This window comes from Streptomyces sp. NPDC058872, assembly GCF_042743065.1.
Classification (GTDB): domain Bacteria; phylum Actinomycetota; class Actinomycetes; order Streptomycetales; family Streptomycetaceae; genus Streptomyces.
The window spans coordinates 47579-73311 of record NZ_JBHYMK010000010.1 but is presented as its reverse complement, the minus strand read 5'-3'; the positions used below and the strand labels follow the sequence as shown (position 1 = coordinate 73311).

The following is a 25733-nucleotide window of genomic DNA, read 5'->3' as shown; positions in this document are numbered from 1 at the left end:
ATCAGGTCGTGGGTGCGTTCGTCACCCGGTACGCATGTGTGGCTGGCGGTCCTCGTGCTCACCAGCCTCGTCATCGCGTTCGCCCCGGACGGGCTGGACGCCTACCTCCTCCACCGCAACAGCAGCAACCTCCACCAGCTCGCGCACCATCCGATACGGGCCCTGCTGGGCAGCGCGCTCTGGATCGAGGACCCCACCGACCTCCTGCTGTACGCGGTGCTCTTCGAGGTCTTCCACGCCCCCGTGGAACGTTGGCTGGGCACCCCGAAATGGCTGTTCGCCGTGACCGTGGCCCACGTCTCCGCCACGCTCGTCAGCCAGCAGCTCGTCCTCGCCGCCATCCGACTGCACGTCGTGCCGCTCAGCATGGCGCACGTCGTCGACATCGGGGTCAGCTACGGCCTCGCCGCCTCGGTCGGGATCCTGACCCACCGACTGCCGCACCCCTGGCGCCTGCCGTACCTCGTCGGAGCGCTCGCGTTCTTCCTCGTACCGCTCGCCGTCGACCGCACCTACACCGACCTCGGGCATGCGGTCTCCCTGGTCGTCGGCCTGGCCTGCCGGCCGCTGACCCGTGGGACGCCGACCCCGGGGCGACCACCCCGGGGAAAATCAGTCGCCTCCGAACGTCCCCCCGACGCACACTAGTTGTGCGGGGGACACGGGGGATTCCCCGCACGCGGCCGCTTCGAGCGCGTGGACCCCGGTCTGCGCGGGCCGCGAACCGCGAAGGCCCGCTCCTCCGGGAGCGGGCCTTCGCACGGTTTCCGGGAGGTCAGGCGGACAACAGCCGCTCCAGGACGAGCGCGATGCCGTCCTCCTCGTTCGAAGCGGTCACCTCGTCCGCCACCGACCGCAGCTCCTGGTGCGCGTTGCCCATGGCCACGCCGTGCGCTGCCCAGCCGAACATCGGAATGTCGTTCGGCATGTCGCCGAAGGCGATCGTCTCCGCGGCCTTCACGCCGAGCCGCCGGGCCGCGAGCGACAGCCCGGTCGCCTTGCTCAGGCCGAGCGGCAGGATCTCCACGATTCCGGGTCCCGCCAGGACGACGTCCACGAGCCCGCCGACCGTCTCGCGCGCGATCCGGGTCAGCTCGTCGTCCGTGAGCTTCGGGTGCTGGATGTACAGCTTGGTCAGCGGCGCCGACCACAGCTCCGCCGGGTCCTCGTAGGGCACGTACGGCAGCGGCCCTTCCTGGACCCGGTAGTCGGGGCCCATCAGGACCTCTCCGTCCAGACCGTCACGGCTGGCCGCGAGCGCCAGCGGGCCCACTTCCGCCTCGATCTTGGAGAGGGCGAGTCCGGCCAGCTGCCGGTCCAGGGTCAGCGAGGTCAGCAGTCGGTGTTCGCCGGCGTGGTAGACCTGCGCGCCCTGCCCGCACACCGCGATCCCCTCGTAGCCGAGGTCGTCGAGGATGTGCCGGGTCCAGGGCACCGCTCGGCCGGTCACCACGATGTGCGCCGCACCCGCCGCCGTCACGGCGGCCAGCGCGTCCCGGGTGCGGTCCGAGACGGACTCGTCGGCCCGCAGCAGCGTGCCGTCGAGGTCCGTCGCGACCAGGCGGTAGGGGAAGGGGCTCACTTGGCGACCGGCTCCAGGACCTCGCGGCCGCCGAGGTAGGGCTGCAGCGCCTTCGGCACCCGCACCGAGCCGTCGGCCAGCTGGTGGTTCTCGAGGATCGCCACGATCGTGCGCGGAACGGCGCACAGCGTGCCGTTCAGGGTGGCCAGCGGCTGCACGACCTTCTTGCCGCCCTGCTCGTCCCGCATGCGGACGGACAGGCGACGGGCCTGGAAGCCGTCGCAGTTGGAGGCGGAGGTCAGCTCGCGGTACTTGCCCTGGGTCGGGATCCACGCCTCGCAGTCGAACTTGCGGGAGGCGGAGGAGCCCAGGTCACCGGTGGCGACGTCGATCACCTGGAACGGCAGCTCCAGCGAGGTGAGCCACTGCTTCTCCCACTCCAGGAGCCGCTTGTGCTCGGCCTCGGCGTCCTCCGGCGCGACGTACGAGAACATCTCGACCTTGTCGAACTGGTGGACGCGGAAGATGCCCCGGGTGTCCTTGCCGTACGTGCCGGCCTCGCGCCGGAAGCAGGGCGAGAAGCCCGCGTACCGCAGCGGCAGCTTGTCGGCGTCGATGATCTCGTCCATGTGGTACGCGGCGAGGGGGACCTCGGAGGTGCCGACGAGGTAGTAGTCGTCCTTCTCCAGGTGGTAGACGTTCTCCGCGGCCTGACCGAGGAAGCCGGTCCCCTCCATGGCGCGCGGACGGACCAGCGCCGGGGTGAGCATGGGGATGAAGCCGGCCTCGGTGGCCTGTGCGATCGCCGCGTTGACCAGGGCGAGCTCCAGGAGCGCACCGACGCCGGTCAGGTAGTAGAAGCGCGAGCCGGACACCTTGGCGCCCCGCTCGACGTCGATCGCGCCGAGCGCCTCGCCCAGTTCCAGGTGGTCCTTGGGCTCGAAGCCCTCCGCCGCGAAGTCACGGATGGTGCCGTGCGTCTCCAGGACGACGAAGTCTTCCTCGCCGCCGACCGGGACGTCGGGGTGGACGATGTTGCCGAGCCGGAGCAGGAGCTGCTTGGCCGTGTCGTCGGCCTCGTTCTGCTCGGCTTCTGCCGCCTTGACGTCGGTCTTGAGCTGCTCGGCCTTCTGCAGGAGCTCGGCACGCTCTTCCGGGGACGCCTTGGGGATCAGCTTGCCGAGCGCCTTCTGCTCGGATCGGAGTTCGTCGAAGCGGACGCCGGACGACCTGCGCCGCTCATCGGCGGAGAGCAGGGCGTCGACGAGCGCGACGTCCTCTCCACGGGCGCGCTGGGAGGCGCGAACACGGTCGGGGTCCTCACGGAGCAGGCGAAGGTCAATCACCCCACCAGGCTACCGGGGAGTGCTCGCCCGCCCGCACCAGATAACGACGCGCGCATTGATTTGCCCGGATTGACCTGTAAGGGAGGGATGGAGGCGGGAGCTCCATTCACTTATCCACAGGCTGTGTGGAAGTTCTGTGGACTAAGGGAAAGGGGGCGTGGATTTCTCTGGCCACCCCTGAAGATTCCGTGATCAAACGCCATGCACGCACTCATTTGAGTGGCGATGACCCCCTCTGGCGAGTGAGTCGAGAGAGGCGCGCTGACGAGGGGTGGGGAAGGTGCTGTGGATGACGCACGGAGCGGCGAAGGGTGAGTGGGGTGATTTGTCGACCTTGTCGTGACGGAGTGTCGACTTGTCCCCAGGACGCCTCTGGGTCTGTGGATAACTTCTGTGGGTAACTGAAAAGTATGCAGGTAGGACTAGCGGTGGGCGCCTGTGGATGACGGCGCTCATGGGAGGGAGCAGTCATCCACCATCAGATCAGGCCCGACCGTCCTGGGCCCTCGCCAACCAGTCGGAGGCCGCCGTGAACTCCCCGTCCGAAGTACCGCGCCGCAGCGGCCGTACGTCCGCGACGGCGACCCCCGCCCGCGGGTACGAGCCGAGGAACCGCACCTTGGGACAGATCCGCTTGAGCCCCATCAGGGCCTCGCCCACGCGCCGGTCCGAAATATGGCCCTCGGCGTCCACCGCGAAGCAGTAGTTCCCGATGCCCGCACCCGTGGGACGGGACTGGATCAGCATCAGGTTCACCCCGCGCACCGCGAATTCCTGGAGCAGTTCGAGAAGGGCACCCGGATGGTCATCACCCAGCCACAGCACCACCGAGGTCTTGTCCGCACCCGTCGGAGCCGCCGGCCGGGCCGGCCGTCCCACCAGCACGAACCGGGTCTCGGCGTTCTCCGCGTCGTGGATTTCGGTGACCAGCGCCTCCAGCCCGTACGTCGCCGCTGCGAACTCCCCCGCGAAGGCGGCGTCGAACCGGCCCTCCTGCACCAGCCGGGCGCCGTCCGCGTTCGAGGCGGCCGACTCCCACACCGCATCGGGCAGGTGCGCCCGCAGCCAGTTCCTGACCTGTGGCTGGGCCACCGGGTGGCCGGTGACCGTCTTGATCTCGGAAAGCTTGGTGCCGGGCCGGACGAGCAGGGCGAAGGCGATCGGGAGGAGCACCTCGCGGTAGATCATCAGCGGTTCACCGGAGGCCAGCTCGTCCAGGGTCGCCGTCACCCCGCCCTCGACCGAGTTCTCGATCGGCACCAGCGCGGCAGCGGCCTGCCCGTGCCGGACGGCATCGAGGGCGGCCGGGACCGAGACCATGGGGACGAGCTCGCGCGTCGCGGCCTCGGGCAGCGTGCGCAGCGCCGCTTCGGTGAAGGTGCCCTCTGGGCCGAGATACGTGTACCGGGTGGCGGACATGCAGTCACCCTAATGCTCGGCGGAACCGGGGGTCGCCGTCCCGGCGGCACGGCGGCCCCCGAGGTCCACCACCCGGACGGTGCGCCGATTTCCGGAAGGAAGGCGGCGGCGCCCTCACCGGGATCAGGCCTCCAGGAGGCGCTGCCCCACGTACTCGCCCTTGGCCGGGCCGCCCGGCACCGCGAAGAGGCCGCTCGTTTCGTGGCGGATGAACGCGGACAGCGCATCACCCCGGTCGAGCTTGCGCTGGACCGGTACGAAACCCTTGAGCGGGTCCGCCTGCCAGCACACGAAGAGGAGGCCCGCGTCCGGCTCCCCGTCCGGACCGATCCCGTCGTGGAAGGAGAACGGCCTGCGCAGCATGGCCGCCCCGCCGTTCTGTTCGGGGGCGGAGATCCGTGCGTGGGCGTTGTCCGGGATCACCGGCTTCCCGTCCGGCCCGAACTCATCGAGGTCGAGCTCGGTCGTTTCGGAGCCACCGGTGAGCGGAGCCCCGTCGGACTTCCGGCGACCGATCACCTTCTCCTGTCGTTCCAGTGGCAGCCGCTCCCAGTCGTCGAGCAGCATGCGGATCCGCCGCACCACGGCGTAGGAGCCCCCGGCCATCCACTCGTCCGCGCCGCCGGCTCCGGCCGGGACGAAGATCCGCCGGTCGAAGTCCTCGTCGCCGGGCTTCGGGTTGCGCGTGCCGTCGACCTGGCCCATGAGGTTGCGGGCGGTCATCGGCTTCGCGGTGGCGCCGGCCGAGCGGTTGAAGCCGTTCATCTGCCAGCGCACCCGGGCCGCGTCCCCCGCGTCCTTCTGCACGGCGCGCAGGGCGTGGAAGGCGACGAGCGCGTCGTCGGCGCCGATCTGCACCCACAGGTCGCCCTCCGAGCGTCGGGGATCCAGCGCATCGGAGGAGAAGGCGGGCAGCGGGTCCAGGGCAGCGGGGCGGCGTGCGACCAGCCCGGTCCGATCGAAGAAGGTGCGGCCGAAGCCGAAGGTGATCGTGAGGGAGGACGGCCCCGCGTCGAGCGCGATGCCGGTGTCCGAGGCCGGGGCCTTGCCCGACATCAACACCTTCGCCGTGGCCGACCAGCGGCGCAGCAGGGCGGTGGCTTCCTTGCGGCCGGCGCCCGGAGCGAGGTCGAAGGCGATCAGGTGGCCCCGGGACTGCAGTGCAGTGGTGATGCCGGCCTGGTGTTCCCCGTGGAACGCCACCGCGGTCGAGCCCACGGTGGTCAGCGCCGCGGGGCCGTCGGCGCCGGTACCGCCCTCGTCCCCGGACAGTGCCGCGGAGACCCCTGCCCCGCCGGCCGCGCCGACGACGAGGCCGGCTGCGCCCGCCGCACCGACGGTGCCGAGCAGACGCCGCCGGGAGAGCTCAAGGTTGTCGCTGTCAGTCACGCGCTTCAGCCGATCTTCACGTTCTTGTCGATGGTGGTCTGGTCGATCTCGGAGGTACGGACGGTGACCTGGATCTTCCACTCGCCCGGCATCGGGATCTGGACGCCGCTCGCACTCCAGTGTCCGGTCTGGATCCGGTCAGGGGCGACGGGCAGGGGGCCCACGTCCTTCGCCTCCAGGGTGAGGGCGACCTTGATCTCGGGGACGTCGAGGGGCTTGCCGTTGGGACGCTCGACGAAGAGGTGGAGCGCATTGGCACCGGTGAGGCCGGGGTCGAGGCTGAGGCGGACGGTGCCCTTGCCGTCGACGCCGCCGGTGTCGAAGGGCAACCGGATGTCAACGGGACGGTCGGGCACGGCGGCCGGACCGGCGGCGGTGGTGCCCCGCCCGGTCTCCTCCTGGGTGCGGCCGGGCTCGGTCGAGGTGAGGACGGTGGTCACGGCGAGGAGGACGACGGCGACGGCGGCCTCGGTCAACACCGAGCGGCGCAGACCGGAGCGCTCCGGGTCGGCGTCCCGCTCCTGCTTCCGTCGTGCGACGGCGATGGCGGCTTGCTGCCGTGCGAGTTGGGCGGCCCGCACCGGGTCGGTCACACCGGTGGGACCCCCCGCGCCCCCGGGATCCGTGCCCTCCCGGGCCTCGTCCGGGTGCTCGGTGCCTTCGGTGCCTTCGGTGCCTTCGGTGCCTTCGATGCCTTCGATGCCTTCGGCGTCCGGGGCCCCTTCGAGGTCTTGCGGATCTCGGGCTTCTGGACCCCGGTTCTTCCCCGGGGCCTCTTCCCGTGGTGCGGGGTCCGCCAGCCGCTGGGTCCACCGGCGGGAGACCCAGGCGATGCCGATGAGGACGGCGATGAGACCGATCTTGACCAGGAGCAGCTGTCCGTAGCGGGTTCCGGTCAGGGCGGACCAGGAGCCGACCTGACGCCAGGACTGGTAGAGCCCGGTGGCAGCGAGGACGATCACGGAGCCGAAGGCCACCTTGGAGAAGCGTTCGACGGCGGAACGCTCCACGGACGGCGCCCGGTAGAGGGCGACGAGGAGGACGGCGAGGCCGCCGAGCCAGGCGGCGACGGCAAGGAGGTGCAGGATGTCGACGGGCATGGCGATGCCGGGCTGGAGACCGGTCGAGGCGTGCTCGGCCAGTGCCCAGGTGCCGGCGATGCCGGCGGCGATGACCGTGCCGCCGAGACCGAGCCCGAAGGCGAGGTCCTTCTTCTCCTTCGGGTCGGTGCGCCGTGCGTAGGCGCCGAAGAGGACGGCCACGAAGAGTGCGGCTGCGCCGAGCAGCAGCAGCCGCGAGGTGAGCGCGGCGCCGGTCTTCGTCTCCAGGACGGCTTTGAGGCCGGCCAGGTCGAAGGCGTCGGCGAGCTCGCCGGAGCCGGTGTAGGGGCTGCGCAGCAGCAGCATCGCCAGGGTGGCGGCGGTGAGGACCAGCCAGCTCCGGGCCACCGTCTGCTGGACGGGGCGGATGCTCGCGCCGCGTGGCCAGCAGGCGAGGACGAAGGCGCCGCCGCCGACGAGCACGGCGAATCCGGCGTACGAGAGGTAGCGGGCGATCCCGTAGAGCGCGCCGACGAGGCCGCCGCCGGGTGCCCGGTCGGGTAGGGAGACGGACGTCTGGGAGGGAGCGCCGATGGAGAAGGTGAAGGCACCGGCGACGGGATGGCTGTCGGCCGAGACGGCCTGCCAGGCCACGGTGTACGTGCCGTCGGGCAGACCTGTGCGGAGACCCACCCCGTAGCGGATGACGGAGCCGCTGCACAGATTGCGTATCTCGCCGGTGTCGGCACGTCGGCCTGCCGGGTCGAGGACCCGGATGGAGTCGGTGCCCATGGCGACCTGCTCCGAGAAGGTCAGGTTGACCTCCCCGGGTGCGGTGGCGACCACCGCCCCGTCCTTCGGGTCGCTCCCGGTGAGTGCCGCGTGCGCAGAGGCGGGGGCGGCACCGGCGAGCAGCGTGCCCAGCAGCGCGGCCGCGAGGACCAGCAGCCGGGCCAGCGCGTTGCCGAGGCGCGGGGCGGTGGTTGTCATCTCTGATTCACTCCGTCAACGAGCTCAGTGATGCTGCGGGTTGTAGTTGGTTGCTTCGACGGGAACGTCGACCTTGATGGGGTCGGACTTCTCGAAGTGGAGCTCGATGCTGACCTTCTCGCCCTGCTTGGGCCGCTCCTTCAGTTCCATGAACATGATGTGGCTGCCGCCGCGGGCGAGCGTCAGCTCCCCGTTCGCGGGGATGTCGAAGGACTGCACCTCCCGCATCTTCTGGTCCTTCGTCTCGTGGATGGTGACGTCGTCGGAGAGGGCGCTGGTGACGGAGGTCAGCTTGTCCGCCGTGTCCCCGTCGTTGGTGATGGTCAGGAAGCCGCCGGCCATGTCCATCACCGGCTGCGGCATGAACGCGCCGCTGACCTTCAGGTGCGGCTTCCCGTCCTTGGCGGAGCCCTCGCCCGCGGCTTCGGAAGAGGAGGACGAGCACCCGGTCAGCGCGAGTGCGGCGGTGAGCGCCACGGCGGCGGACAGGGCGGTGGTACGGCGGTTCACGGGTTCTCCCCCTTGATGATCTTCGGCAGGTCCTTGGCGTAGTCCTCGACGGTCGTGTCCTCGCCGTACAGGACGTAGCCCTGGTCGGTGGTGGGCGAGAACGCGATCACCTGGGCGCCGTGCATGGAGATGACGGAGCCGTCCTTCTCCTTCTGCGGCGGATCGATGCCGATGCCGATCTGCCGGGCTGCCGCTTGGATCGCGGAGAAGTCGCCGGTGAGACCGGTGAAGGAGGGGTCGCCGGCCGCCGGCAGCCACTTGGCGAGCTCGGCGGAGGTGTCCCGCTCGGGATCGGTGGTGACGAAGACGACCTGGAGCTTGTCCTGGTCGGCCTGGGAGAGCTGCTTCTTGGCGATGGCGATGTTGCTCATCGTCAGGGGGCAGACGTCGGGGCAGTGCGTGTAGCCGAAGTAGATGAGGGTCGGCTTGCCCTTGGTCCGTTCCCGCAGGTCGTACTTCTCGCCCTTGGTGTCGGTGAGGACGAGCGCGGGCTTGGTGAACGGTCGGTCGAGGACGACGGCGGCCACGGTGGGGTCGCTGCCGCCGGAGACCTCGGCCACCGCGGAGCCGGAGCTCGCGGGTTTGTCCTCGTCGCCGCCCAGGCCGACGGCGGCGGTGATGCCGAGCGCGGCGACGATCGCGACGGCCGCGATGATCAAGGGGGTGCGCCGCCCGGGGCCGGCCGTGGCCGCCCCGGGCGTCTTCTGTTCAGACATGCTTTTTCTTTCGGATCTCGAATGCGGGTGCGGCCGTCAGGCCGAGCGGCGGCGCCCGGCGAGGACGCCGAAGGCGATGCCGGCGACACCCACGAGGATGCCGATCACGCCGAGGACGCGGGCCGTGGTGTCACTGGTCGCGGAAGCGGCGGTCTCCTGACGGTCGGCAGAGTCGGCTGCCTCGTCGTGTCCGGCCTTCCCGTCCGTCGCGGCGGAAGCGGACGGCGTGGCACCACCGTGGTGGTCGGCGGACGCGGCGGAGAGTTTCAGGACGGGCGCCGGGTTCTGCGGCTCGTCCGCGCCTTCCTTCTTCTCCTCGATCCAGCGGACGACCTCCTCGTTGTCGTACGTCTGGATGGCCTTGAGGACCAGCGCGTCGGTGTCCTCCGGCAGGCGTCCGAGGGAGAGCGGGAACTGCTGGAACTGGCCGGGGCCGATCTTCGAGCCGTCAGCGGTCCAGGTGACCTTGGAGACGGCCTCGTTGATCGTCTTGCCGTGCAGCTCCAGCGGCTTGCTGAGCTTGCTCCGGGTGACCTCGGCCTTCCAGCCCGGGACGGGCTGGGGCATGACGGAGGCCAGCGGGTGGTCGAGCGGGAAGTTGACCTCGACCTTCACGGTGGAGGCGTTGTCGCGCTCGTTCGGGACCTTGACGTTCACGGTGGCGTAGCCGCCCTGGGCGGCCTCGCCCTGCGGCTGGACGCTCACGTGCGCGAAGGCGGTGCCGGACAGCAGGACGACCGAGGAGAGGGCGATGCCTCCGGCGAGGGCGGCACGGAGGGAGGAGACACGGGAAATGCTCATGGCAGAAGACACTCCAGCTCGGAGAAGGGCGTAGGGGGTCGGCGCGCCCGAGGGACCGGAGTCCCGCACGGGCGTGCGGACGGCCGCGGCGCGCTCCCGTCGAGCGGCCGCGTCAGGCTGCGAGGACGCAGTCGGCGGCCGGGGGGCCGCGCCTGATCACCGTGTGCTGGAGTGCCTCGGTCGCCGGCGGCGGCGAGGAGTCGGTGGCGGTGCGGAGGGCCGGCCGCGGTTCTGGAGCGGTGCCCAGGCCGGTGAGCAGGGCCCGTACGAGGCGGAGGGCGGCGCGCAACGAGCGGACGGGCGCGCATGCGGCGATCTCCGTGGCGCCCTGCTCGGAGAGCTCCACGAGCCGGCCGAGGGCGTGGTCGCCGCGGCGCAGCAGCCAGCCGGTGGCAAGGGCTGCGAACAGGTGGCCGAGGAGCATCGGCAGCCCCGGCAGCAGGTCGGTGCCGGGAGCCGCGGCCGCGTGCCCCATGGCGGTGTGCGCGGCGTCCGGGGCGAGTCCGGCGTCGGTGAGGATCCGGGCGGCGTCGACGGGGTCGAGGGATTCCGCTCCTGCGCCGCAGACCAGCCGGGCCGCCAGCCGGACGAGGGCGTCGTCGGCCTGGCCGCTCAGCGCGAGCTGTCGTTGACCGAGCCCGAAGAGGACGTGCAGGCCGAGCTGCCCGGCGGCGAGGGCGCCGACGACGAAGCCGAGGGAGCGCCGGCGGTCGGTGAAGAGGACGGTGGTCCCGAAGAGGCCGAGGAAGCCGGCGGCGACGGTCCACAGGGCGATGCCCGCGCAGGCGGCGAGGGCGTGTCCCAGCCCGGACAGCACGACGCAGACCGCGGTGAACACCGCGGCCCTCAGCAGCCGTGGAGCGAGCGCGGGGGCATTCATGGCTGGCCCATCATCGCACCACGTGCACCACCACCATGCGGCAGGTCCGGAAGGTCGTTCTTGCGCGCCTTCGCTCCGGGACGTCCGGTACTCGCTCCGGGACGTCCCGTCCTCTGTGCCGAGCCGTTCCGTTCCTGGTGGCGCGCCGTTCCGCCTTCCCCATCCATCCTCCGTATCCGTTCTCCGTATCCGTCCTCCGTGCCGGGTCTTCTGGTTCCGGGGGCGTCGCTCCGCGCTCGGGGCACGGCCGTCTCCGGGGCGGTGCGCATCGGAGCGCGGAGCGCTCCACCCGGCCATACACCAGCCCGTCCGCTCCGTGCGTCCGCCGAACGAGCGCTCATGACGCCCGGGCGTGCTTACGGTGCCTCCACTCCGGCAATAGGTATCGATATGTCGAGCCGCGGTCGGGAGGGTTGGAGCATGAGCATCTGGTGGTCACTCCATCTGCGGCGCGAGGCCGCGAGCGTGCCGCTCGCACGGAGGCTTCTGCTGGGCACGATGGAGACGGCGGGCGTGGATCCCGACGTGTCGTACGAACTGTCGGTGGCGTTGACCGAGGCGTGTGCGAATGCGGTCGAGCACGGTGGTGGAGGGGGCTCCCGGGGGTCGGGCGGGAGGCCTTCGGAGGCGTACCGGGTGACCGCGTACCTGGACGGCGAGACCTGCCGGATCGAGGTGTCGGACTCGGGCCCGGGGTTTCCCGGTGCCGGTGACGAGGTGCCGGCCGCCCCTTCCGGGGACGCCGAGCACGGCCGGGGACTGCGGTTGATCGAGGAGTTGGCCGATCACGTCCAGTTCGGCAACCGTGCGGGGCGGAGCGGAGCGGTGGTCAGCTTCGACAAGCTCCTCAAATGGCGGGACGGCCCCGCGCTCCTGCTGGCGTGAGCCTCCGGACGGAAGGTGGCCCACGGAAAACGGAACACGGCCCACGGGAAGGGCCCCTGCCGGTCGGTCGGCGGGGGCCCTTCGGGTCCAAACTACGCGGGGATCAGCCCTTCAGCGAAGCCATCCACGCCTCGACCTCGTCCGCGTGGCGCGGCAGCGCCTCCGAGAGGTTCCGGTTGCCGTCCTCGGTGACGAGGATGTCGTCCTCGATCCGGACGCCGATGCCGCGGTACTCCTCCGGCACGCTGAGGTCGTCGGCCTGGAAGTAGAGACCGGGCTCGACGGTCAGGCACATGCCCGGTTCGAGGGTGGTGTCCACGTAGGCCTCGGTGCGCGCGGCGGCGCAGTCGTGGACGTCCATGCCGAGCATGTGGCCGGTGCCGTGCAGGGTCCAGCGGCGCTGGAGGCCGAGCTCCAGGACCCGCTCGACCGGACCCTCGACGAGGCCCCACTCGACGAGCTTCTCGGCGAGGACGCGCTGGGCGGCGTCGTGGAAGTCGCGGTAGGCGGCGCCGGGCTTCACCGCGGCGATGCCGGCCTCCTGCGCCTCGTACACGGCGTCGTAGATCTTGCGCTGGAGCTCGGTGTACCGGCCGTTGATCGGCAGGGTCCGGGTGATGTCGGCGGTGTAGAGCTCGGTGGTCTCCACGCCGGCGTCGAGCAGCAGCAGGTCGCCGGAGCGGACGTCGCCGTCGTTGCGGACCCAGTGCAGGGTCGTGGCGTGCGGACCTGCGGCGCAGATGGAGCCGTAGCCGACGTCGTTGCCCTCGACGCGGGCGCGCAGGAAGAACGTGCCCTCGATGTAGCGCTCGCTGGTCGCCTCGGCCTTGTCGAGGACCTTGACGACGTCCTCGAAGCCGCGGGCGGTGGAGGCGCAGGCCTTCTCCAGCTCGGCGACCTCGAAGGCGTCCTTCACGAGGCGGGCCTCGGAGAGGAAGACGCGCAGCTCTTCGTCGCGCTCGGCGGTGACCTTGTCGGCCAGGGCGTGCTCGATGCCGGCGTCGTGGCCGCGGACGGCGCGGACGGGACCGGTGGCCTCCTTGAGCGCGTCGGCGAGCTCGCGCACGTCCTTCGCCGGGATGCCGAGGAGCCGCTCGGCCTCGGTGAGGGAGTGGCGGCGGCCGACCCACAGCTCGCCCTGGCCGTCGAGCCAGAACTCGCCGTTCTCGCGGTTGGAGCGCGGCAGCAGGTAGATCGTGGCCTCGTGGCCGCCGACCGTCGGCTCCAGGACGAGGACGCCGTCCTGGGTCTGGTCACCGGTGAGGTACGCGTACTCGGTGGACGCGCGGAAGGCGTACTCGGTGTCGTTCGACCGGGTCTTCAGGTTGCCGGCGGGGATCACCAGGCGTTCGCCGGGGAAGCGGGCGGACAGCGCGGCGCGGCGCGCGGCGGTCCGGTCGGCCTGGGGGATCGGTGCGAGGTCGTGCAGCTCGGTGTCGGCCCAGCCGGACTTCATGTTCTCGGCGAGCTCGTCGGACACGCCCGGGTACAGGCCGTTCTTCCGCTGCTTGATCGCCTGCTCTTCGGTCTCTTCCGGGGTCTCCGGCGTGAGCTCCTCGGCCACGGGTCTGCCTCCTTTGGTACGACACTGAACCCCCTCCATCGTACGGTCGTGCGGTCGGGGTCCCAGGGCCGGAAGACCCATTACAGGAATCTCACGCTCCGGTTACTGCTGTTCACTCTACGGGGGCCCGCTCGATCCATCGGGGCAGATCAGCAGGGGTACACGGGTGAGAGGAGCGGCCGGGGCGGGGTGCGGGCGGACTGCTGGGGGCGGAACCGCGCGGCGGTGCTCATGCGAAGCGGGCCGCGAGCAGGACCACGTCCTCCCCGTCCGGAACCGGGGCCGTTTCCTCCGGGAGGAGGGCCCGCAGGACGTGGTCGACGATGGCGTCCGGGTCGCTCCGGTCCGCCTTCGGGACGCCCGAGGCGGCGGCGTGGAGCCGGGCGAAGGCCCGGTCCACGGGGTCACCGGTACGGCGCAGCAGGCCGTCCGTGTAGAGAAGCACCGTTTCTCCAGGTGCGGGCGACAGTTCCACGCTCGGCGCTTCCCAGCAGGAGAGCATTCCGAGCGGGGCCGAGAGCGAGGTCTCGACGAACTCGGTGCGCCGGTCGCCGATGACCAGTGGCGGGGCGTGCCCGGCACCGGCGAGGACGATGTGGCGCTGTGCGGGTTCGGCGTACGCGAAGAGCGCGGTCGCCGAGCGGGCGGGCTCGGTCAACCGGAGCAGGAGTTCCAGGTCGGACAGGACCGCGACGGGGTCCTCGCCCTCCATCACCGCATACGCCCGGAGGGAGGCGCGCAGTCGGCCCATGGCGGCCAGTGCGCTGGGGCCGGTCCCGGAGACGGAGCCCACGGACAGCCCGAGGGCTCCGTCGGGCAGGGGCAGTGCGTCGTACCAGTCGCCGCCGCCTTGCGGGCCGGTGCGGTGGCGGGCGGCGAGTTGGACGCCGGGGACGCGGGGGAGGCGGTGGGGGAGCAGTTCCTCGCTGATGGTGGAGAGCCGGGTGCGGGCGCGCTCGACCTGGAGGAGCCGGGCGAGGTGCTCGGTGGCGAAGCGCCCGTAGAGCCCGATGAGGTGGCGCTGTCGCTCGCTGGGCTCGGCGGGTTCGTCGTAGAGCCAGACGACGGCTCCGAGCCGGCCCGCTTCTTCGGTGGCGAGGGGGAGGGCGTAGCTGGCGGCGTAGCCGAGACGGGCCGCGACCTCGCGGTGGCGGGGATCGAGGCCCTCCTCCGTGCGGAGGTCGCGGATGGTGATCGGGTCGGGGACGCGTGCGGGGCGATCGGGGTCGGGAAGCCCGTCGAGGAGGCGGCCGTAGCTGGTGGCGCTGCGCGGGACGGTCTCGATGGTGCCGAGGTCGGCATGGGCGAGGCCGAGACCGATGGTGCTGGTGGGGCCGTGGCCATCGGCCGGTTCGAGGACGGCCATGCCGCGGCGGGCGCCGACGAGGGCGGCGCCGGCGCCCAGCACCTCACGGAGGGCTTCGTCGAGGGAAGCGCTCCGGATCAGCCGCTCGGTGAGTTCGTGGAGGGTGGTGAGGTCGGAGACCCAGGAAGCCAACCGGTCCTGGATCAACGCCCCGGGGGGGACGCCCGCGTCGGAGGGGGGTGCTGCTGCGGGGACGCCCGCCAAGGGCCCCGTAGTGTGCGGGGGAGACGGAGCAGCTGGATCGATTCCGGCCACTTTCGGCATGTGTGGGGCGCTCATGTCAGCCGGCTTTCCGACTGGTGCGTTTGATGCCATGGCATCGCAAACCCCCATGTCAATCTGGGCCGCTCGATGCATCCACATGTACACGCACTGGAGGAGTGATGTCCAGCATTGTCCCCGCGGTACTTGTGGTGTCAGCGAGGTCGTGCGCAAGGGTTGAAGTACGAGAGAAGTTGGCCGAAAATTGCCCTCCATGTGCACCTTTTGCGGTCGACTGACGTCGTTTGAAAGCGCGTCATTCCAAGCGTGTTGGGTACGTAATCGGTGACAGGCAGGGGCAGTTGAAGCCGCCCCGGAACGCGACACGGAGCCCCGGCGTCTTTCTCGCCGCAGGATGCAACCCGCCACCCGGTGGCGGGGAACGCGTTCTGACCCGCTCCGGCTCCGACCTGGCTCCATCCGGAACCACCGGGATCCCCCGGTACCGGCCCGGCCCGCGCCCCGCTCCGAGGGGACCGGCACCCACCGGCCCGGTACGCGCTGATACGCACGGTGAAGAGTTCTGCACATGGTGTGATGTGGATTCGGCGTTCAATGGAAAGGAACGAGCGCTCATGCGCGAGATCCTCGGAAGGCGACGCAGGCTCCGGTTCCGACGCAAGCAGAGGACTGCCCGGCTCGACGCGGCGGTCGCCTTTGCGGTCGAGTGGAACTGGCCCGTCCTGCCGGGCGCGGGCCTGAGAGCGACGACCCGTACGGCCACCGGAGCGGCTTGCTCCTGCCCCGACCCCGGGTGCGCGGTGCCGGGCGCGCACCCCTACGACCCCGGATTGCTCGCGGCCACCACGGACGAACGCATGATCCGCTGGTGGTGGACCCGGCGGCCGGACGCCCCGGTGGTCCTTGCCACGGGGGGCGGTGCGCCCTGCGCGATCAGCCTCCCCGCGGTTGCCGGGGCACGGGCGCTCGCCGCGCTCGACGCGACCGGCATGCGACTCGGCCCGGTGGTGGCGACCCCGACCCGTTGGTCGATCCTCGTGGCCCCGTACGGCTTGGAACAGCTGGGCGAGCTGCTGTACGCGAAGGACAGCGTGCCCAGCTCGCTCCGGTTCCACGGCGAGGGCGGCTATCTGTTGCTTCCGCCCTCGGTCGCGGGGACCGGACAGGTGCGCTGGGAGCGGGCCCCGCTCGCGGGCTCCGCCCGGCCGTGGCTGCCCGACGTCGAGGCGGTGGTCGACGCCCTGGTCGAGGCGAGCACCAGCGCACCGGGCGGCGGGAGCCGACTGGCCTACTGAGCCGGCTGGCGGACGGCACGGCCCCGGGGCACTCCTTGCCGGCGGGGCGTGCGCGCCGGGCGGGGCGCTTGCTCCCACGGGCGGGGCGCTTGCTCCCCACGGGCGGGACGTTCACCCGAACGGGTCCGTCCTGGTGCGACTTCTGCGGGAAACGGGCGCACGGCCGAGTGGGTGCCCGGGTCCCGCCGCTATGTTCACTCCACCGTCCAGATCTCCGCATCGCCGACCGAGCAGGAGCAGGTGGGTCCCATGAGCCCGGTGAACCTCCGCGTGATCGGGCTCGGGGCCGCCGTCACGGCCGCCGTCCTGCTGCCCCTCGTGGCGATGGCGGGATCGGCGGGAGATCCCGCACGGCCGGCCGGTGCGGGTGCTGCGGACGACGCGAAGGCCGGGGACCTGCTGACGGGGCTCGGACTGGCGCCCCGCACGACGGCGGCCACCGCCCCTGCCCCGCCCTCCGCCGCCCCGGCGTCCGCGTCCGGCCCCGCGCCGGAGCGCGTGACGCGCTGCGGGCCCGAACTCGTCTCCCCCGAGGGTGCCGAGGCGCAGACCTGCGTTCTCGCCGAGGGGCCGGACGTCTGGGCGCGGACGTACTACCGCAACGTCACGGGACAGCGGCTCGACGCGTTTCTGACCCTCATGGGGCCCGGCGGGCGGACCGTGCGGGCCGGTTGTTCGGTTCCGGCGCAGGACGAACCGGGGACCTGCGAAACGCCGCGGGAGCGCGCGAGGGGTGCGATCGCGTCCTATGTCGCGGTCGCGGAATTCGCGGGTGCCGGCGAAGGGAGCAGTACTCCGCTGCTGCTCCGTGCGGGGAGCAACAGGGTTGACGGCACAGGAAGTTGAGCGTCGAACACTTCGGCGTGACCGGAAGCGGACATGGAAAGGCCCGGTCGCTGGCGACGGGGGATGCACCAGCGACCGGGCTTCCAGAACGGTAACAAGAGATCTGCTGTTCGCAAATTCGATCTCGGTTATTCGGACAGGGATTTACCCGTCCGAAGACCAGGTTGTGGTGGAAGTCACCGACTGGTTGGTCTGTCAGTGACCAATACCACCTGGGGTATCAGCTGAGAGTCACCTGACGGTTCGTGAGGCCACCGCGGGCCCGACGCTCCTCCGCGGTCAGCGGAGCCTCCGAGGCGAGCGCCTCGACGAGCCGCTCGGCGAACTCCGCGGCCGGCTTCTCGCAGTCCTCGGCGGTCATCGACGACGGCAGGTCCCACACCGGCACCATCAGGCCGTGGGCGCGGAACGATCCGACGAGCCGGGTCTCCGGGCCGAGCGAGGTGCCGCCGGCGGCCTGGAGGCGGGCCAGGGCGTCCAGCAGCTTCTCCTCCGGGTGCGGCATGACCCACCGCAGGTGGTTCTTGTCCGGAACCTCGCACCAGTACGCGGAGTCGACACCGGTCAGCTTCGCGGTCGGGATGGCGGCGGCGTTGGCCCGTTCCAGGGAGGCGGCGACCTCCGGGTCCGCACCGTCCGTGGACTGCGGAATCCAGAACTCGAAGCCCGAGTGGACCTCGGGCTCGAAGGGGGCGTCCGCGTCGAGCAGCTCCTGCAGCCGCGGCCCTTCGGCCGACACGCGGCGCGCGGGGACCGGGGTGCCCGGCTCCACGGCGAGGGCGCGCTGCAGGGTGTCGGCGAGGTCGCGCGCCAGGTCGCCGGAGGTGGAGTCGTTCTGCAGGGCGAGCAGGACCGAGCCGTCATCGCGACGGAGCGCCGGCCAGGCCATCGGCAGTACGGTCGCGAGGGTCACCGACGGCACGCCCTCGGGCAGCCCGCCCTTCAAGGCGAGCGGCACGGTCGCGGCGGGCACCAGCTCCCGCAGCGCGACCCAGTCGCACTCCCCCGGCAGACCCTCGAAGGGGCGCTGGACGAGCTCGGTCACGGCGTGCGAGGCCGCACGGCCGTGGCAGGCCTTGTAGCGGCGACCCGAACCGCACGGGCACGGCTCCCGGGCGCCGACGACCGGGATCTCCCCGCTCGTGACCTGTGCCTGGCCGGTCTTGCCGGCCTTCGTCTGGGGGCGCTTCTTGGCCATGGTGTGGCTTTCTCCCGATCGCGGCTGTGCGGTGCTGTATCGGGCGCGAGCCTAGTCGTACCCGCCGCCGACGCCCCTCAGGCGGGGCGGCGCGGCAACGCCGGCGGACGGGGCCGGGAGGCGGTGTTCCCGCCTCCGCGATCACCCACCGGCTGCGCCGGCCGCGTGCCGCCGCCCGCCCGCTCCGCCGATCAGCCCAGATCCTCGTACGCGTCCAGGAAGTCGAAGCCCGAGCCGCCGCCGACGCGCGCCGCGAAGTCCTCGCGGCGGTGTCCCGCGGTGACCACGGCCCAGACGGTGACCTCACCGGTCGCACCGTCCCGCACGCCCCAGTCCTGGGAGAGCGCACTGATGATGTTCAGCCCGCGGCCGCCCCGTGCGGTGACCGAGGGCGTCGATGGAACGGGCCGTGTCGGACCACCCCCGTCGGTCACCTCGACCCGCAGGCCGCCCGCCGGGTCGACCTGCCAGGCCGCCCGCACGTCCCCTTCGCCCCGCTCCGCCCGGCCCAGCGGCCTGCCGTAACGGCAGGCATTGCTGAGCAGCTCGGAGAGGATCAGCACCGCGTCGTCGACGACCGATTCGGGCACTCCGCTGCGATACAGCTCAGCCCGCATCCGGTGTCGTGCCTCGCCCACGCCCGCAGGACCATGGGGTACGGCCATGCTCGACGACGTGGGCACCTCCTGTGCCACCACCAACGTCACCCCCGAGACCTCCTTTGCCCCACGCCACCGTGTGAATGCCCCCTTGGACTGGACCGGAAACCGGCCAATCCGCAGGGGATGCGGCACTCGTGACGATCGCGTACGTCCGGAACGCGCCGGTGCACTCCTCGTAGGGGCTGTTGCCCCTTGTGACAGGAGGGAAACGGGTGGCTGGAGAGGTGGTGCTTCAGTCAGCCGCGACCCAACTGGGCGAGCACCTGCTTCGGACGGTTGGTGATGATCGCGTCCACGCCCAGGCGCTCGCAGAGCTCGACGTCCTCGGGCTCGTCCACCGTCCAGACGTGGACCTGGTGACCCGCCTTCTGGAGCCGCAGGATCACGGCGGGATGGTGCCGGAGGATCCGGACCGACGGGCCCGCGATGCGCGCGCCCGCGGGGAGGCGACCGTCACGCAGCCGGGGCGAGACGAACTGGGAGAGCGAGACGGTCGGCAGCGTCGGCGCGGCGGCGGCGATCCGGTGCAGGGAACGCGCCGAGAAGCTCATGATCCGCACGGGGGACTCGGACGGGTCCGCCGGTTCGTGGAGGCCGAACTTCTTGAGGAGCTGCAGCAGGCGTTCCTCGACCTGCCCCGCCCACCGGGTGGGGTGCTTGGTCTCGATGGCCAGCTCGATCCGGCGACCGGCGTCGGCGACCAGCGAGAGGAGCTGCTCCAGGGTGAGGACGGAGGTGTACCCGGGATCCCCCCAGTCGGGGATCTCGCCGGACTCGTCGCGGCCCTTCCACGTGCCGAAGTCGAGTGCGGCGAGATCGGCCAGTTCGAGCGCGGACACGGCACCACGGCCGTTCGAGGTGCGGTCGACGCGCCGGTCGTGGACGCAGACGAGGTGGCCGTCGGCGGTGAGCCGTACGTCGCACTCCAGGGCGTCGGCCCCGTCCTCGATGGCCTTCACATAAGCGGCCAGGGTGTGTTCCGGTGCGTCCTCGGACGCGCCGCGGTGGGCGACGACCTGGAGGGGGACGCGGTTCAGGTGCTGCCGTGCGTGGGTCACCGCGTCATGGTGCCATTGGCGCGGCGGTGGGAACACCCCGGAGGGTGTCCCTTCTGTCCCCATGTAAAGGTCGGGGGTCGGATGCACAGGTCCGCCTTACAGTGGCCTGACGTCCTCTGGGAAAAGCTGGAACAGCACCCTGGAGCCACAGAGGCACCACCACCCGTGCAGTGAACGAGCAGTGAACGAGGAGAGCGAGCTGTGAGCACCGAGAACGAGGGCAGGCCGGACCCGGCTGCCGCGTCCGCCCCTCCGACGCCTCCCGTCCCCCCGTCGTCGCCCCGACCGGTGGAGGAGGAAGCCGAGCAGACGGCCGTACTGCCGGTCGAACCACAGGCACCGGCCCGGACCCCGGCCCCCGAGCCGGCCCCCACTCCGGCCCCCGAGCCGGTTGCTACCCCGGCCCCCGAGCCGGTTGCTACCCCGGCCCCCGAGCCGGTCGTCGCCGGGGCGGCGGCTCCCCCCGTCGCTCCGGCGGCCCCTCCCGCCGGTGGTTGGCCGCCCCCGCCCCCGCCGCCCGCACCGGCCTGGGGCGCCCCCCAGCCCCCCGCGGCGCCGCGCAAGCGGACCGGCGGCCTCGTGGCGGCCGTCCTGATCGCCTCGCTCGTCGCCGGCGGCGTCGGCGGCGGCATCGGCTACTGGGCGGCCGAGCGCGGCGACAACGGGTTCAGCTCGACCACGGTGTCCTCGGGTCAAACCCCGACCTCCTTCAAGCGCGAGCCGGGAACGGTCGCGGCGGTCGCGGCGAAGGCGCTGCCGAGCGTGGTCACCATCCAGGCGAAGTCCGGCGCCCGAGACGGCGAGGGCGGCACCGGCACGGGCTTCGTCTACGACCAAGAGGGCCACATCGTCACCAACAACCACGTGGTGGCCTCCGCGGCGGACGGCGGCACGCTCTCCGTGACGTTCTCGGACGGCAAGACGTACGACGCCGAGGTCGTCGGCCGGGCCCAGGGCTACGACGTGGCCGTCCTGAAGCTGAAGGACGCCCCGAAGGGCCTGAAGCCGCTGCCGCTCGGCGACTCCGACAAGGTGGCGGTCGGAGACCCGACGATCGCGATCGGCGCGCCCTTCGGCCTCTCCAACACGGTGACGACGGGCATCGTCAGCGCCAAGAACCGCCCGGTCGCCTCGGGCGACGGCTCCGGCGGCAGCAGCTCGTACATGAGCGCGCTCCAGACGGACGCCTCGATCAACCCGGGCAACTCCGGCGGGCCGCTGCTCGACGCGAGCGGCGCGGTCATCGGCATCAACTCGGCGATCCAGTCGACCAGCGGCGGCTTCGGCCAGACCCAGGCCGGCTCGATCGGCCTCGGCTTCGCGATCCCGGTCAACCAGGCGAAGAACGTCGCCCAGCAGCTGATCAAGACCGGCAAGCCGGTCTACCCGGTGATCGGTGCCACCGTGACCATGAACGAGCGGGGCGAGGGCGCCGTGATCGCCGAGCGGGGTGCCGGTGGCACGCCCTCGGTCACCCCCGACGGCCCGGCGGCGAAGGCCGGGCTCAAGGCCGGTGACGTGATCACGGGCTTCGACGACCGCCAGATCGACAGCGGCCCGACGCTCATCAGCGAGATCTGGACCCACCAGCCGGGTGACTCGGTGAAGATCACCTACGAACGCGACGGCAAGACCGCCACCGCCACCGTGGTCCTGGGCGAGCGCACCGGGGACAGCTGACCGGCTCGGGGAAGCGCGCCGGAGACCTTCCGCGTCCGTCCCCGTAGACACGCCGACCGAGCCCCTGCACCCGGTGCAGGGGCTCGGATCCGCACCCGTCAGTCCTTAGGGGAGTCGTTTCTTCTCGGGGTAGTACGCATAGGCGTAGAAGCCCTTCTCGGGGCCGGTGGCGGCAATGGAGAAGTCGAGGGGGCCGGGCCGGGACGCGTCGAGGATCCGCTGGAAGACGGAGCCGTCACACACCTGGGTGCCCGCGGCCGACGGCACCTCCTCGCCCGCGACGGTGAACCGCAGCGCCACCGTGGTGCCTCCCGTGCAGGTGAACGCGAACGTCACGCTCAGCACGTCGTCCGGCATGGCGGGATGCATGTTGCCGAACTGTCGTTGCACCTGGCCGGCCCCGCCACCGAGGGGTTCCATGCCGACGAAGGCCCCCTCCAGCACCGACTTCGCGGCTTCGACACCGCTCGTGTCCGGCGTCGCCGCCGGGGCCGACCCCGTTGCGCTCGGGCTGCGTGACGCAGACGGCGGAGGCCCGGACTCCTCGTCCGCGCCGCACGCCGCCGCGCCGAGCAGCGCGGTGACGGAGAGGGCGGCGGAAAGGCTCCGTACGGCCTTGCCGCCCATATGTGTGGTCTGCTTCATGGGTCCCCGTTTTCTTCCCGTTCTTCATTTCTCTTGGTGCTTCTTCATGGGCTGTGACGGCTCCTGGTCGGGGAGTCGACGCCCGTCACCCCGAGCGGTGCGAACGAGAAGGCTCGGGATGACCTGCTGGTGCCGTTCCTACCGCGCTACGACCGAGGGGCACAATCGACGGGTGGCGCAGATCGTGCAGGACCACTGAAACCGGCTTCACCAACCGAGAGTTGATGCAGGGGAAGCTCAAGACGCGGAGAGCGCGGCGTTCTTCTGCACTCCGGGACCCGGGAAGGGCTCGGCCGTCCGGAACTTCACGCCCGTCGGACCGGCGGTGGGGACGAAGCCGCTTCCACCCCACCGGCCTGGCGGCGGACCTGAGGGAACGGGTCAGCGGTGCCCCCCCGTACAACCGGGCCGGATCTCCTGACGCCGAGGCCGCCCCACCCCACAAGGGACTCGCGAGGGCCGCCTCCGCGGTCCGCTTCGAGGCCTCGTGGTCCACCTGTGGTCAGACTTCCGTGCGCGGGGCGCGCAACCGGTAGGCTGTTGCCCGCCCCGTCGCAGGTGAGCCGGGGCGCGGGTGGGTTGCCCGAGCGGCCTAAGGGAACGGTCTTGAAAACCGTCGTGGCGCGAGTCACCGTGGGTTCAAATCCCACACCCACCGCGGTGGGTCAGCCGATGTGCTGATCAGAAGGGGTGTCCCGACCAAGGGCACCCCTTCGTCGTGGGGTCCTGTCTCACCCTGGCTCGCCCGCGGACCACCTTGGATCATGCTCAGTGACCTGGCTCGTGTGGCGCCCGCAGCGCCCGTTGCTGCCAGGGGAATGGGTGCCGTGGTGCGGTGCTGGCGGTCAGGCGACGTCCGTGGCTGGTGCCACCGATGACTCCCTTAGAGCCCTGTGTAGTTACGCAAGAGCTGTATGGGCGAAGCCGAGGGAGGTGAGTCCTTCGGCCTGGCACAGCCGGTCGGAGGGGCCGTCGACCTCGGTCTGGAGGAGTTGGTAGGCGGCGCCGTGGGATTGCCCCCAATGCATCGCGGCCCGCCACAGGACCCGGCCGAGGCCCTGGCCTCGGGCCTCGGGCAGGACGGCGAAGTACTGGGGCATGAGCTGGGGGCGACCGATGGCGTCGGGGCATACGTCCATGGGGCCGATCGCACCCACGATGCGGTCCTCGACGGCTGTGGTGAGCACTGGGCCGCACCGGCCGGCCTGCATCTGGGTGTGGAGGAAGGCCAGGCCGTCGGTGGCCATTGCCTCGGCGAACGGCGCGAAGGTCTCCTGCACGGCGGTCGGCCAGTCGGTGACGGAGCGGACCGGGCCATCGGGTGCGGGGCAGGGGGCGGTGGTGAAGTCCTTCAGCTGGATGCGGGTGCCGCGCGGGCGTGTGGTCTCGGGGGCGAGGGGGCGTACGACCCGGGCGTTGACCGTGTCGTGCCTCGCGGCGAGCTTGGCGGCCAGTTCGGCGGCCTCGTCCACGACGGTGTCGCGGAGCCCGTAGGCGAAGACCTTCACAGAGCCGTGTCCGCGCCGGGTCAGGGTGGGGATGAGGGTGTGCTCGGGCTGGTGGACCACGTCCTCGCGGAGGATTTTCTCGTCCTTCTCGCCGCCCCAGCGCCGGTCCTTGTCGTAGGGCAGGAACTCCCCGGTTTCGGCCGCTCGCAGTGTGTCCTCGAAGAGGCCGACGGTCAGGGCGTCGGGATGGACGGGACCGAGAGTGGGCACGATCGGCGCGGTCAGTTGGGGCCGGAGCCAGTCCCAGCGGAAGAACATGTGCGGCACCCTAGCGGTGGGCCGGTCAGGGCTCAGGCCCCGACGCGAGTGCGCCGGAGCCTGAGTGGAGTTGACCGGATCGTGTCGGTCAGTGGGGGTTGTCGTCCCCGGCGTCGCAGGAGCACTCCGCGCTCTCCACGATCACGTCGAGGTCCTGGACGGCGCTGATCGACGCGGTCGCGACGGGCGGGGCGGCGCGGCGGGCCGAGGCCGGCGGGCCGGGGAGGATGGTCACCGGTACGGGCGGGGTCATGAGGCGTGCTCCTTGTCTCCGTGCTGGCAGTAGCTGTGCAGCGGCGCCTTCGCCTCCTGGTAGTGCTTGGCCAGGGGGCGGCAGACCCGGCAGGTGCCGGACAGGGCGCAGCCCTCGCACCCACCGGTGCGAAGCATGAGGCGGTCGGCGATGGCGCCGAGCCGGGTGAGGCCGTCGATGCCTTCGGCCATGAGGTCGATCTGGTCGTCGCGGCCGACCTTGCAGATCGAGACCTTGGCGTGCGGGTCGGCGTGGAAGAAGGTGTGTCCCGCGTTGCAGCCTGCGAACGGCTTGCGCTGCCGCAGGTGGGCGGCGGACTGGGCGAGCAGCGGCTCGCCACCGCCGTAGATCGTGGGCGTCATGTTCGTGTACGCGTGGTTTTCGACGTTCCACTCGTCGGCGAGGGCGGCCATCTCGTCGGCCTCGGAGGCGTTGTCCTCGGTCACCACGACGTTGATACGCAGCGGCAGGCCCGCCTCGCGTGCGGCGTCCATGCCGCGCCGGAACGCCTTCCACGCCCCGCGGCGCTGGGTGAGCGTGTCGAAGGATTCCTCGCTCGCCCCGTACATGCTGGCCACCAGCCGGTAGGGCGGGCAGTCGCGGAAGAGCTTGAGGAGGTCGGGCCGCCAGAGCAGTGAGCCGTTGGTGGAGATGGTGAGCATCATCCCGGCCTGCCAGGCGTACCGGTAGGCGCCCTGGAAGTCCGGGTCCATGGCGGGCTCACCGCCGGTGATCTGGAGCCAGAGGACGCAGGCCTCGCGCATGATGTCCAGCAGTCGCACCTTGTCTTCCCAGCCGAGTCCGGAGAAGGGGCGCTCGCCGAGGTAGCAGTGCTTGCAGCCGAAGTTGCAGCCGAGGTTGATCTCCCAGGAAGCCCGGCAGTAGCCGTACGGGGACGGCTCACGCACGAGCACGGTGCCCTGCACGAGTTGGCCGCCCAGGTCCAGGCCCCACACGTCGGCGGCGGTCTGCACCGCCCAGGCGGGAAGCGACTCACCGTCGGCGGCGGCCTGGCGCAGGCCCTCGAAGTGGTCGGCGGAGATGCGGGCGCCGGCCCGTGCTCCCGGCTTGAGGAGAAGGTGTCCGTCGAGGAACGGGGAGGCGATTAGAGCGTGGGCCATCGGTGGCCCTCCTTCCGGATCACGGGGCGGGACAGCACACGGGACTCCTGGCGGCCGGCGCGGCAGTGGATCTCGCCAAGCCCGTTGCAGGTGCCGCAGGTCTTGCCAGACGAATTGGCTCCGCTGCCACCGCAGTTCCCGCACTGTTCGTTGCGAGGTGAGCGAGGGCGCCGGGTCTTGTGCGGGCTCGCGATCAGTTGGTGCACGAGACCTCCTCCAGGGCGTCTTCCCAGGTGTGCTGCTTGGCGTGGTCGGCGAACAGACAGCAGCCCTCACCGTCAGGACCCGGGGCGGCCACCGGGCAGTCCGGCAGTACGACAAGTTCCGGCTCGTCCGCCCGGTGCCAGCGGAGCCACAGCGCGGTCCCGTATGCGCCGGCGTCGGTGAGGAGACCGAAGTGCTCACCTTCGTCGTGCGCGGACAGCTGGCACTGCACCGCCCTGTCGACGTACGGGGCGGCCGACTTCTCCCGCGCTTCCCGTGCCAGGTCGAGGGGCACCCTGCGCCAGTGCACGCACCGCATCACGACACCATCCGGAAGGATGCGACGGCGTTCCGG

At 71.4% G+C, this 25733-nt stretch carries 24 protein-coding genes and 1 tRNA gene; 6 read left to right on the top strand and 19 right to left on the bottom strand.

Translation table 11 applies throughout. From position 1 onward, the window contains the following. Positions 1-12 precede the first annotated feature (12 nt). Entirely contained in the window at positions 13-648 is a 636-nt protein-coding gene (locus tag ACFW22_RS08740) for a rhomboid-like protein (protein WP_386400708.1), read from the top strand. A gap of 127 nt (positions 649-775) precedes the next feature. Here ACFW22_RS08740 and ACFW22_RS08735 read toward each other — a convergent pair whose 3' ends face one another. The 9 genes from ACFW22_RS08735 to ACFW22_RS08695 form a co-directional block, all read right to left on the bottom strand. Beyond that, positions 776-1582 carry an HAD family hydrolase gene (locus ACFW22_RS08735; RefSeq protein WP_386400706.1) on the bottom strand — a complete coding sequence of 269 codons (807 nt, stop codon included), beginning with the start codon at positions 1580-1582 and terminating at the stop codon, positions 776-778. Next, positions 1579-2868: a serine--tRNA ligase gene (gene serS, locus ACFW22_RS08730; RefSeq protein WP_386400704.1), complete on the bottom strand. Its 1290-nt coding sequence runs from the start codon at positions 2866-2868 to the stop codon at positions 1579-1581. The genes ACFW22_RS08735 and serS overlap by 4 nt, the downstream gene beginning before the upstream one ends. A 483-nt stretch (positions 2869-3351) precedes the next feature. Continuing rightward, on the bottom strand, positions 3352-4287 hold the full coding sequence (pheA, locus tag ACFW22_RS08725) for a prephenate dehydratase (protein WP_386400702.1): 936 nt from the start codon (positions 4285-4287) through the stop codon (positions 3352-3354). Between the two features lie 123 nt (positions 4288-4410). Beyond that, positions 4411-5676: an iron uptake transporter deferrochelatase/peroxidase subunit gene (gene efeB / locus ACFW22_RS08720; protein ID WP_386400697.1), complete on the bottom strand. Its 1266-nt coding sequence runs from the start codon at positions 5674-5676 to the stop codon at positions 4411-4413. A 5-nt stretch (positions 5677-5681) separates the two neighbouring features. Beyond that, positions 5682-7706 carry a copper resistance protein CopC gene (locus tag ACFW22_RS08715; protein ID WP_386400695.1) on the bottom strand — a complete coding sequence of 675 codons (2025 nt, stop codon included), beginning with the start codon at positions 7704-7706 and terminating at the stop codon, positions 5682-5684. Positions 7707-7730: 24 nt separating this feature from the next. Next, positions 7731-8216 carry a copper chaperone PCu(A)C gene (locus ACFW22_RS08710; protein ID WP_386400693.1) on the bottom strand — a complete coding sequence of 162 codons (486 nt, stop codon included), beginning with the start codon at positions 8214-8216 and terminating at the stop codon, positions 7731-7733. Beyond that, the gene (locus ACFW22_RS08705) at positions 8213-8932 is read right to left on the bottom strand and encodes an SCO family protein (RefSeq protein ID WP_386400691.1); all 720 of its coding nucleotides are present in this window, start codon (positions 8930-8932) and stop codon (positions 8213-8215) included. The genes ACFW22_RS08710 and ACFW22_RS08705 overlap by 4 nt, the downstream gene beginning before the upstream one ends. Before the next feature lie 36 nt (positions 8933-8968). Then, positions 8969-9733 (bottom strand): YcnI family protein, encoded by a 765-nt coding sequence (locus tag ACFW22_RS08700; protein WP_386400688.1) that lies wholly within the window; start codon positions 9731-9733, stop codon positions 8969-8971. A 112-nt stretch (positions 9734-9845) separates the two neighbouring features. Then, on the bottom strand, positions 9846-10613 hold the full coding sequence (locus tag ACFW22_RS08695; RefSeq protein WP_386400686.1) for a hypothetical protein: 768 nt from the start codon (positions 10611-10613) through the stop codon (positions 9846-9848). Between the two features lie 420 nt (positions 10614-11033). Between ACFW22_RS08695 and ACFW22_RS08690 the strand changes: the two genes are divergently transcribed. Beyond that, positions 11034-11498, top strand: a complete 465-nt coding sequence (locus tag ACFW22_RS08690; RefSeq protein WP_386400684.1) for an ATP-binding protein — start codon at positions 11034-11036, stop codon at positions 11496-11498. Between the two features lie 103 nt (positions 11499-11601). Here the strand turns inward: ACFW22_RS08690 and ACFW22_RS08685 are convergent, their stop codons facing one another. Together ACFW22_RS08685 and ACFW22_RS08680 are read right to left on the bottom strand one after the other, a co-directional pair. After that, a complete protein-coding gene (locus ACFW22_RS08685) occupies positions 11602-13062 on the bottom strand; it encodes an aminopeptidase P family protein (protein WP_386400682.1) in 1461 nt (486 codons plus the stop codon). Positions 13063-13291: 229 nt separating this feature from the next. After that, the gene (locus ACFW22_RS08680) at positions 13292-14743 is read right to left on the bottom strand and encodes a PP2C family protein-serine/threonine phosphatase (protein ID WP_386400680.1); all 1452 of its coding nucleotides are present in this window, start codon (positions 14741-14743) and stop codon (positions 13292-13294) included. 521 nt (positions 14744-15264) lie between these two features. On the opposite strand from ACFW22_RS08680, the gene ACFW22_RS08675 reads away from it, so the two are divergent. Further along, entirely contained in the window at positions 15265-15945 is a 681-nt protein-coding gene (locus ACFW22_RS08675) for a bifunctional DNA primase/polymerase (protein WP_384872291.1), read from the top strand. A gap of 249 nt (positions 15946-16194) precedes the next feature. Further along, positions 16195-16791, top strand: a complete 597-nt coding sequence (locus tag ACFW22_RS08670) for a hypothetical protein (RefSeq protein ID WP_386400678.1) — start codon at positions 16195-16197, stop codon at positions 16789-16791. A 220-nt stretch (positions 16792-17011) separates the two neighbouring features. Here ACFW22_RS08670 and ACFW22_RS08665 read toward each other — a convergent pair whose 3' ends face one another. The 3 genes from ACFW22_RS08665 to ACFW22_RS08655 form a co-directional block, all read right to left on the bottom strand. Continuing rightward, positions 17012-17989: a DUF5926 family protein gene (locus ACFW22_RS08665; protein WP_386400676.1), complete on the bottom strand. Its 978-nt coding sequence runs from the start codon at positions 17987-17989 to the stop codon at positions 17012-17014. Positions 17990-18180: 191 nt separating this feature from the next. Beyond that, positions 18181-18696 (bottom strand): ATP-binding protein, encoded by a 516-nt coding sequence (locus tag ACFW22_RS08660; protein ID WP_386400674.1) that lies wholly within the window; start codon positions 18694-18696, stop codon positions 18181-18183. A 191-nt stretch (positions 18697-18887) separates the two neighbouring features. Next, positions 18888-19709, bottom strand: coding sequence for a glycerophosphodiester phosphodiesterase (locus ACFW22_RS08655; protein ID WP_386400672.1), 822 nt, complete (start codon positions 19707-19709; stop codon positions 18888-18890). Positions 19710-19910: 201 nt separating this feature from the next. Here ACFW22_RS08655 and ACFW22_RS08650 point away from each other — a divergent pair, with 201 nt between their 5' ends. Further along, the gene (locus tag ACFW22_RS08650; protein ID WP_386400670.1) at positions 19911-21389 is read left to right on the top strand and encodes a S1C family serine protease; all 1479 of its coding nucleotides are present in this window, start codon (positions 19911-19913) and stop codon (positions 21387-21389) included. A gap of 105 nt (positions 21390-21494) precedes the next feature. On the opposite strand, the gene ACFW22_RS08645 is transcribed toward ACFW22_RS08650, so the two are convergent. Then, positions 21495-22034 carry a hypothetical protein gene (locus ACFW22_RS08645; protein ID WP_386400668.1) on the bottom strand — a complete coding sequence of 180 codons (540 nt, stop codon included), beginning with the start codon at positions 22032-22034 and terminating at the stop codon, positions 21495-21497. A 573-nt stretch (positions 22035-22607) separates the two neighbouring features. Between ACFW22_RS08645 and ACFW22_RS08640 the strand changes: the two genes are divergently transcribed. Then, positions 22608-22692: transfer RNA gene (locus tag ACFW22_RS08640), tRNA-Ser, on the top strand. A 241-nt stretch (positions 22693-22933) separates the two neighbouring features. Here ACFW22_RS08640 and ACFW22_RS08635 read toward each other — a convergent pair. The 4 genes from ACFW22_RS08635 to ACFW22_RS08620 form a co-directional block, all read right to left on the bottom strand. After that, positions 22934-23800 carry a GNAT family N-acetyltransferase gene (locus tag ACFW22_RS08635; RefSeq protein WP_386400666.1) on the bottom strand — a complete coding sequence of 289 codons (867 nt, stop codon included), beginning with the start codon at positions 23798-23800 and terminating at the stop codon, positions 22934-22936. 88 nt (positions 23801-23888) lie between these two features. Further along, a complete protein-coding gene (locus ACFW22_RS08630) occupies positions 23889-24053 on the bottom strand; it encodes a hypothetical protein (protein WP_386400664.1) in 165 nt (54 codons plus the stop codon). Continuing rightward, positions 24050-25174, bottom strand: a complete 1125-nt coding sequence (locus tag ACFW22_RS08625; RefSeq protein WP_386400662.1) for a radical SAM protein — start codon at positions 25172-25174, stop codon at positions 24050-24052. The genes ACFW22_RS08630 and ACFW22_RS08625 overlap by 4 nt, the downstream gene beginning before the upstream one ends. 193 nt (positions 25175-25367) lie before the next feature. Next, positions 25368-25697, bottom strand: coding sequence for a hypothetical protein (locus ACFW22_RS08620; RefSeq protein ID WP_386400660.1), 330 nt, complete (start codon positions 25695-25697; stop codon positions 25368-25370). Positions 25698-25733: the final 36 nt, after the last annotated feature.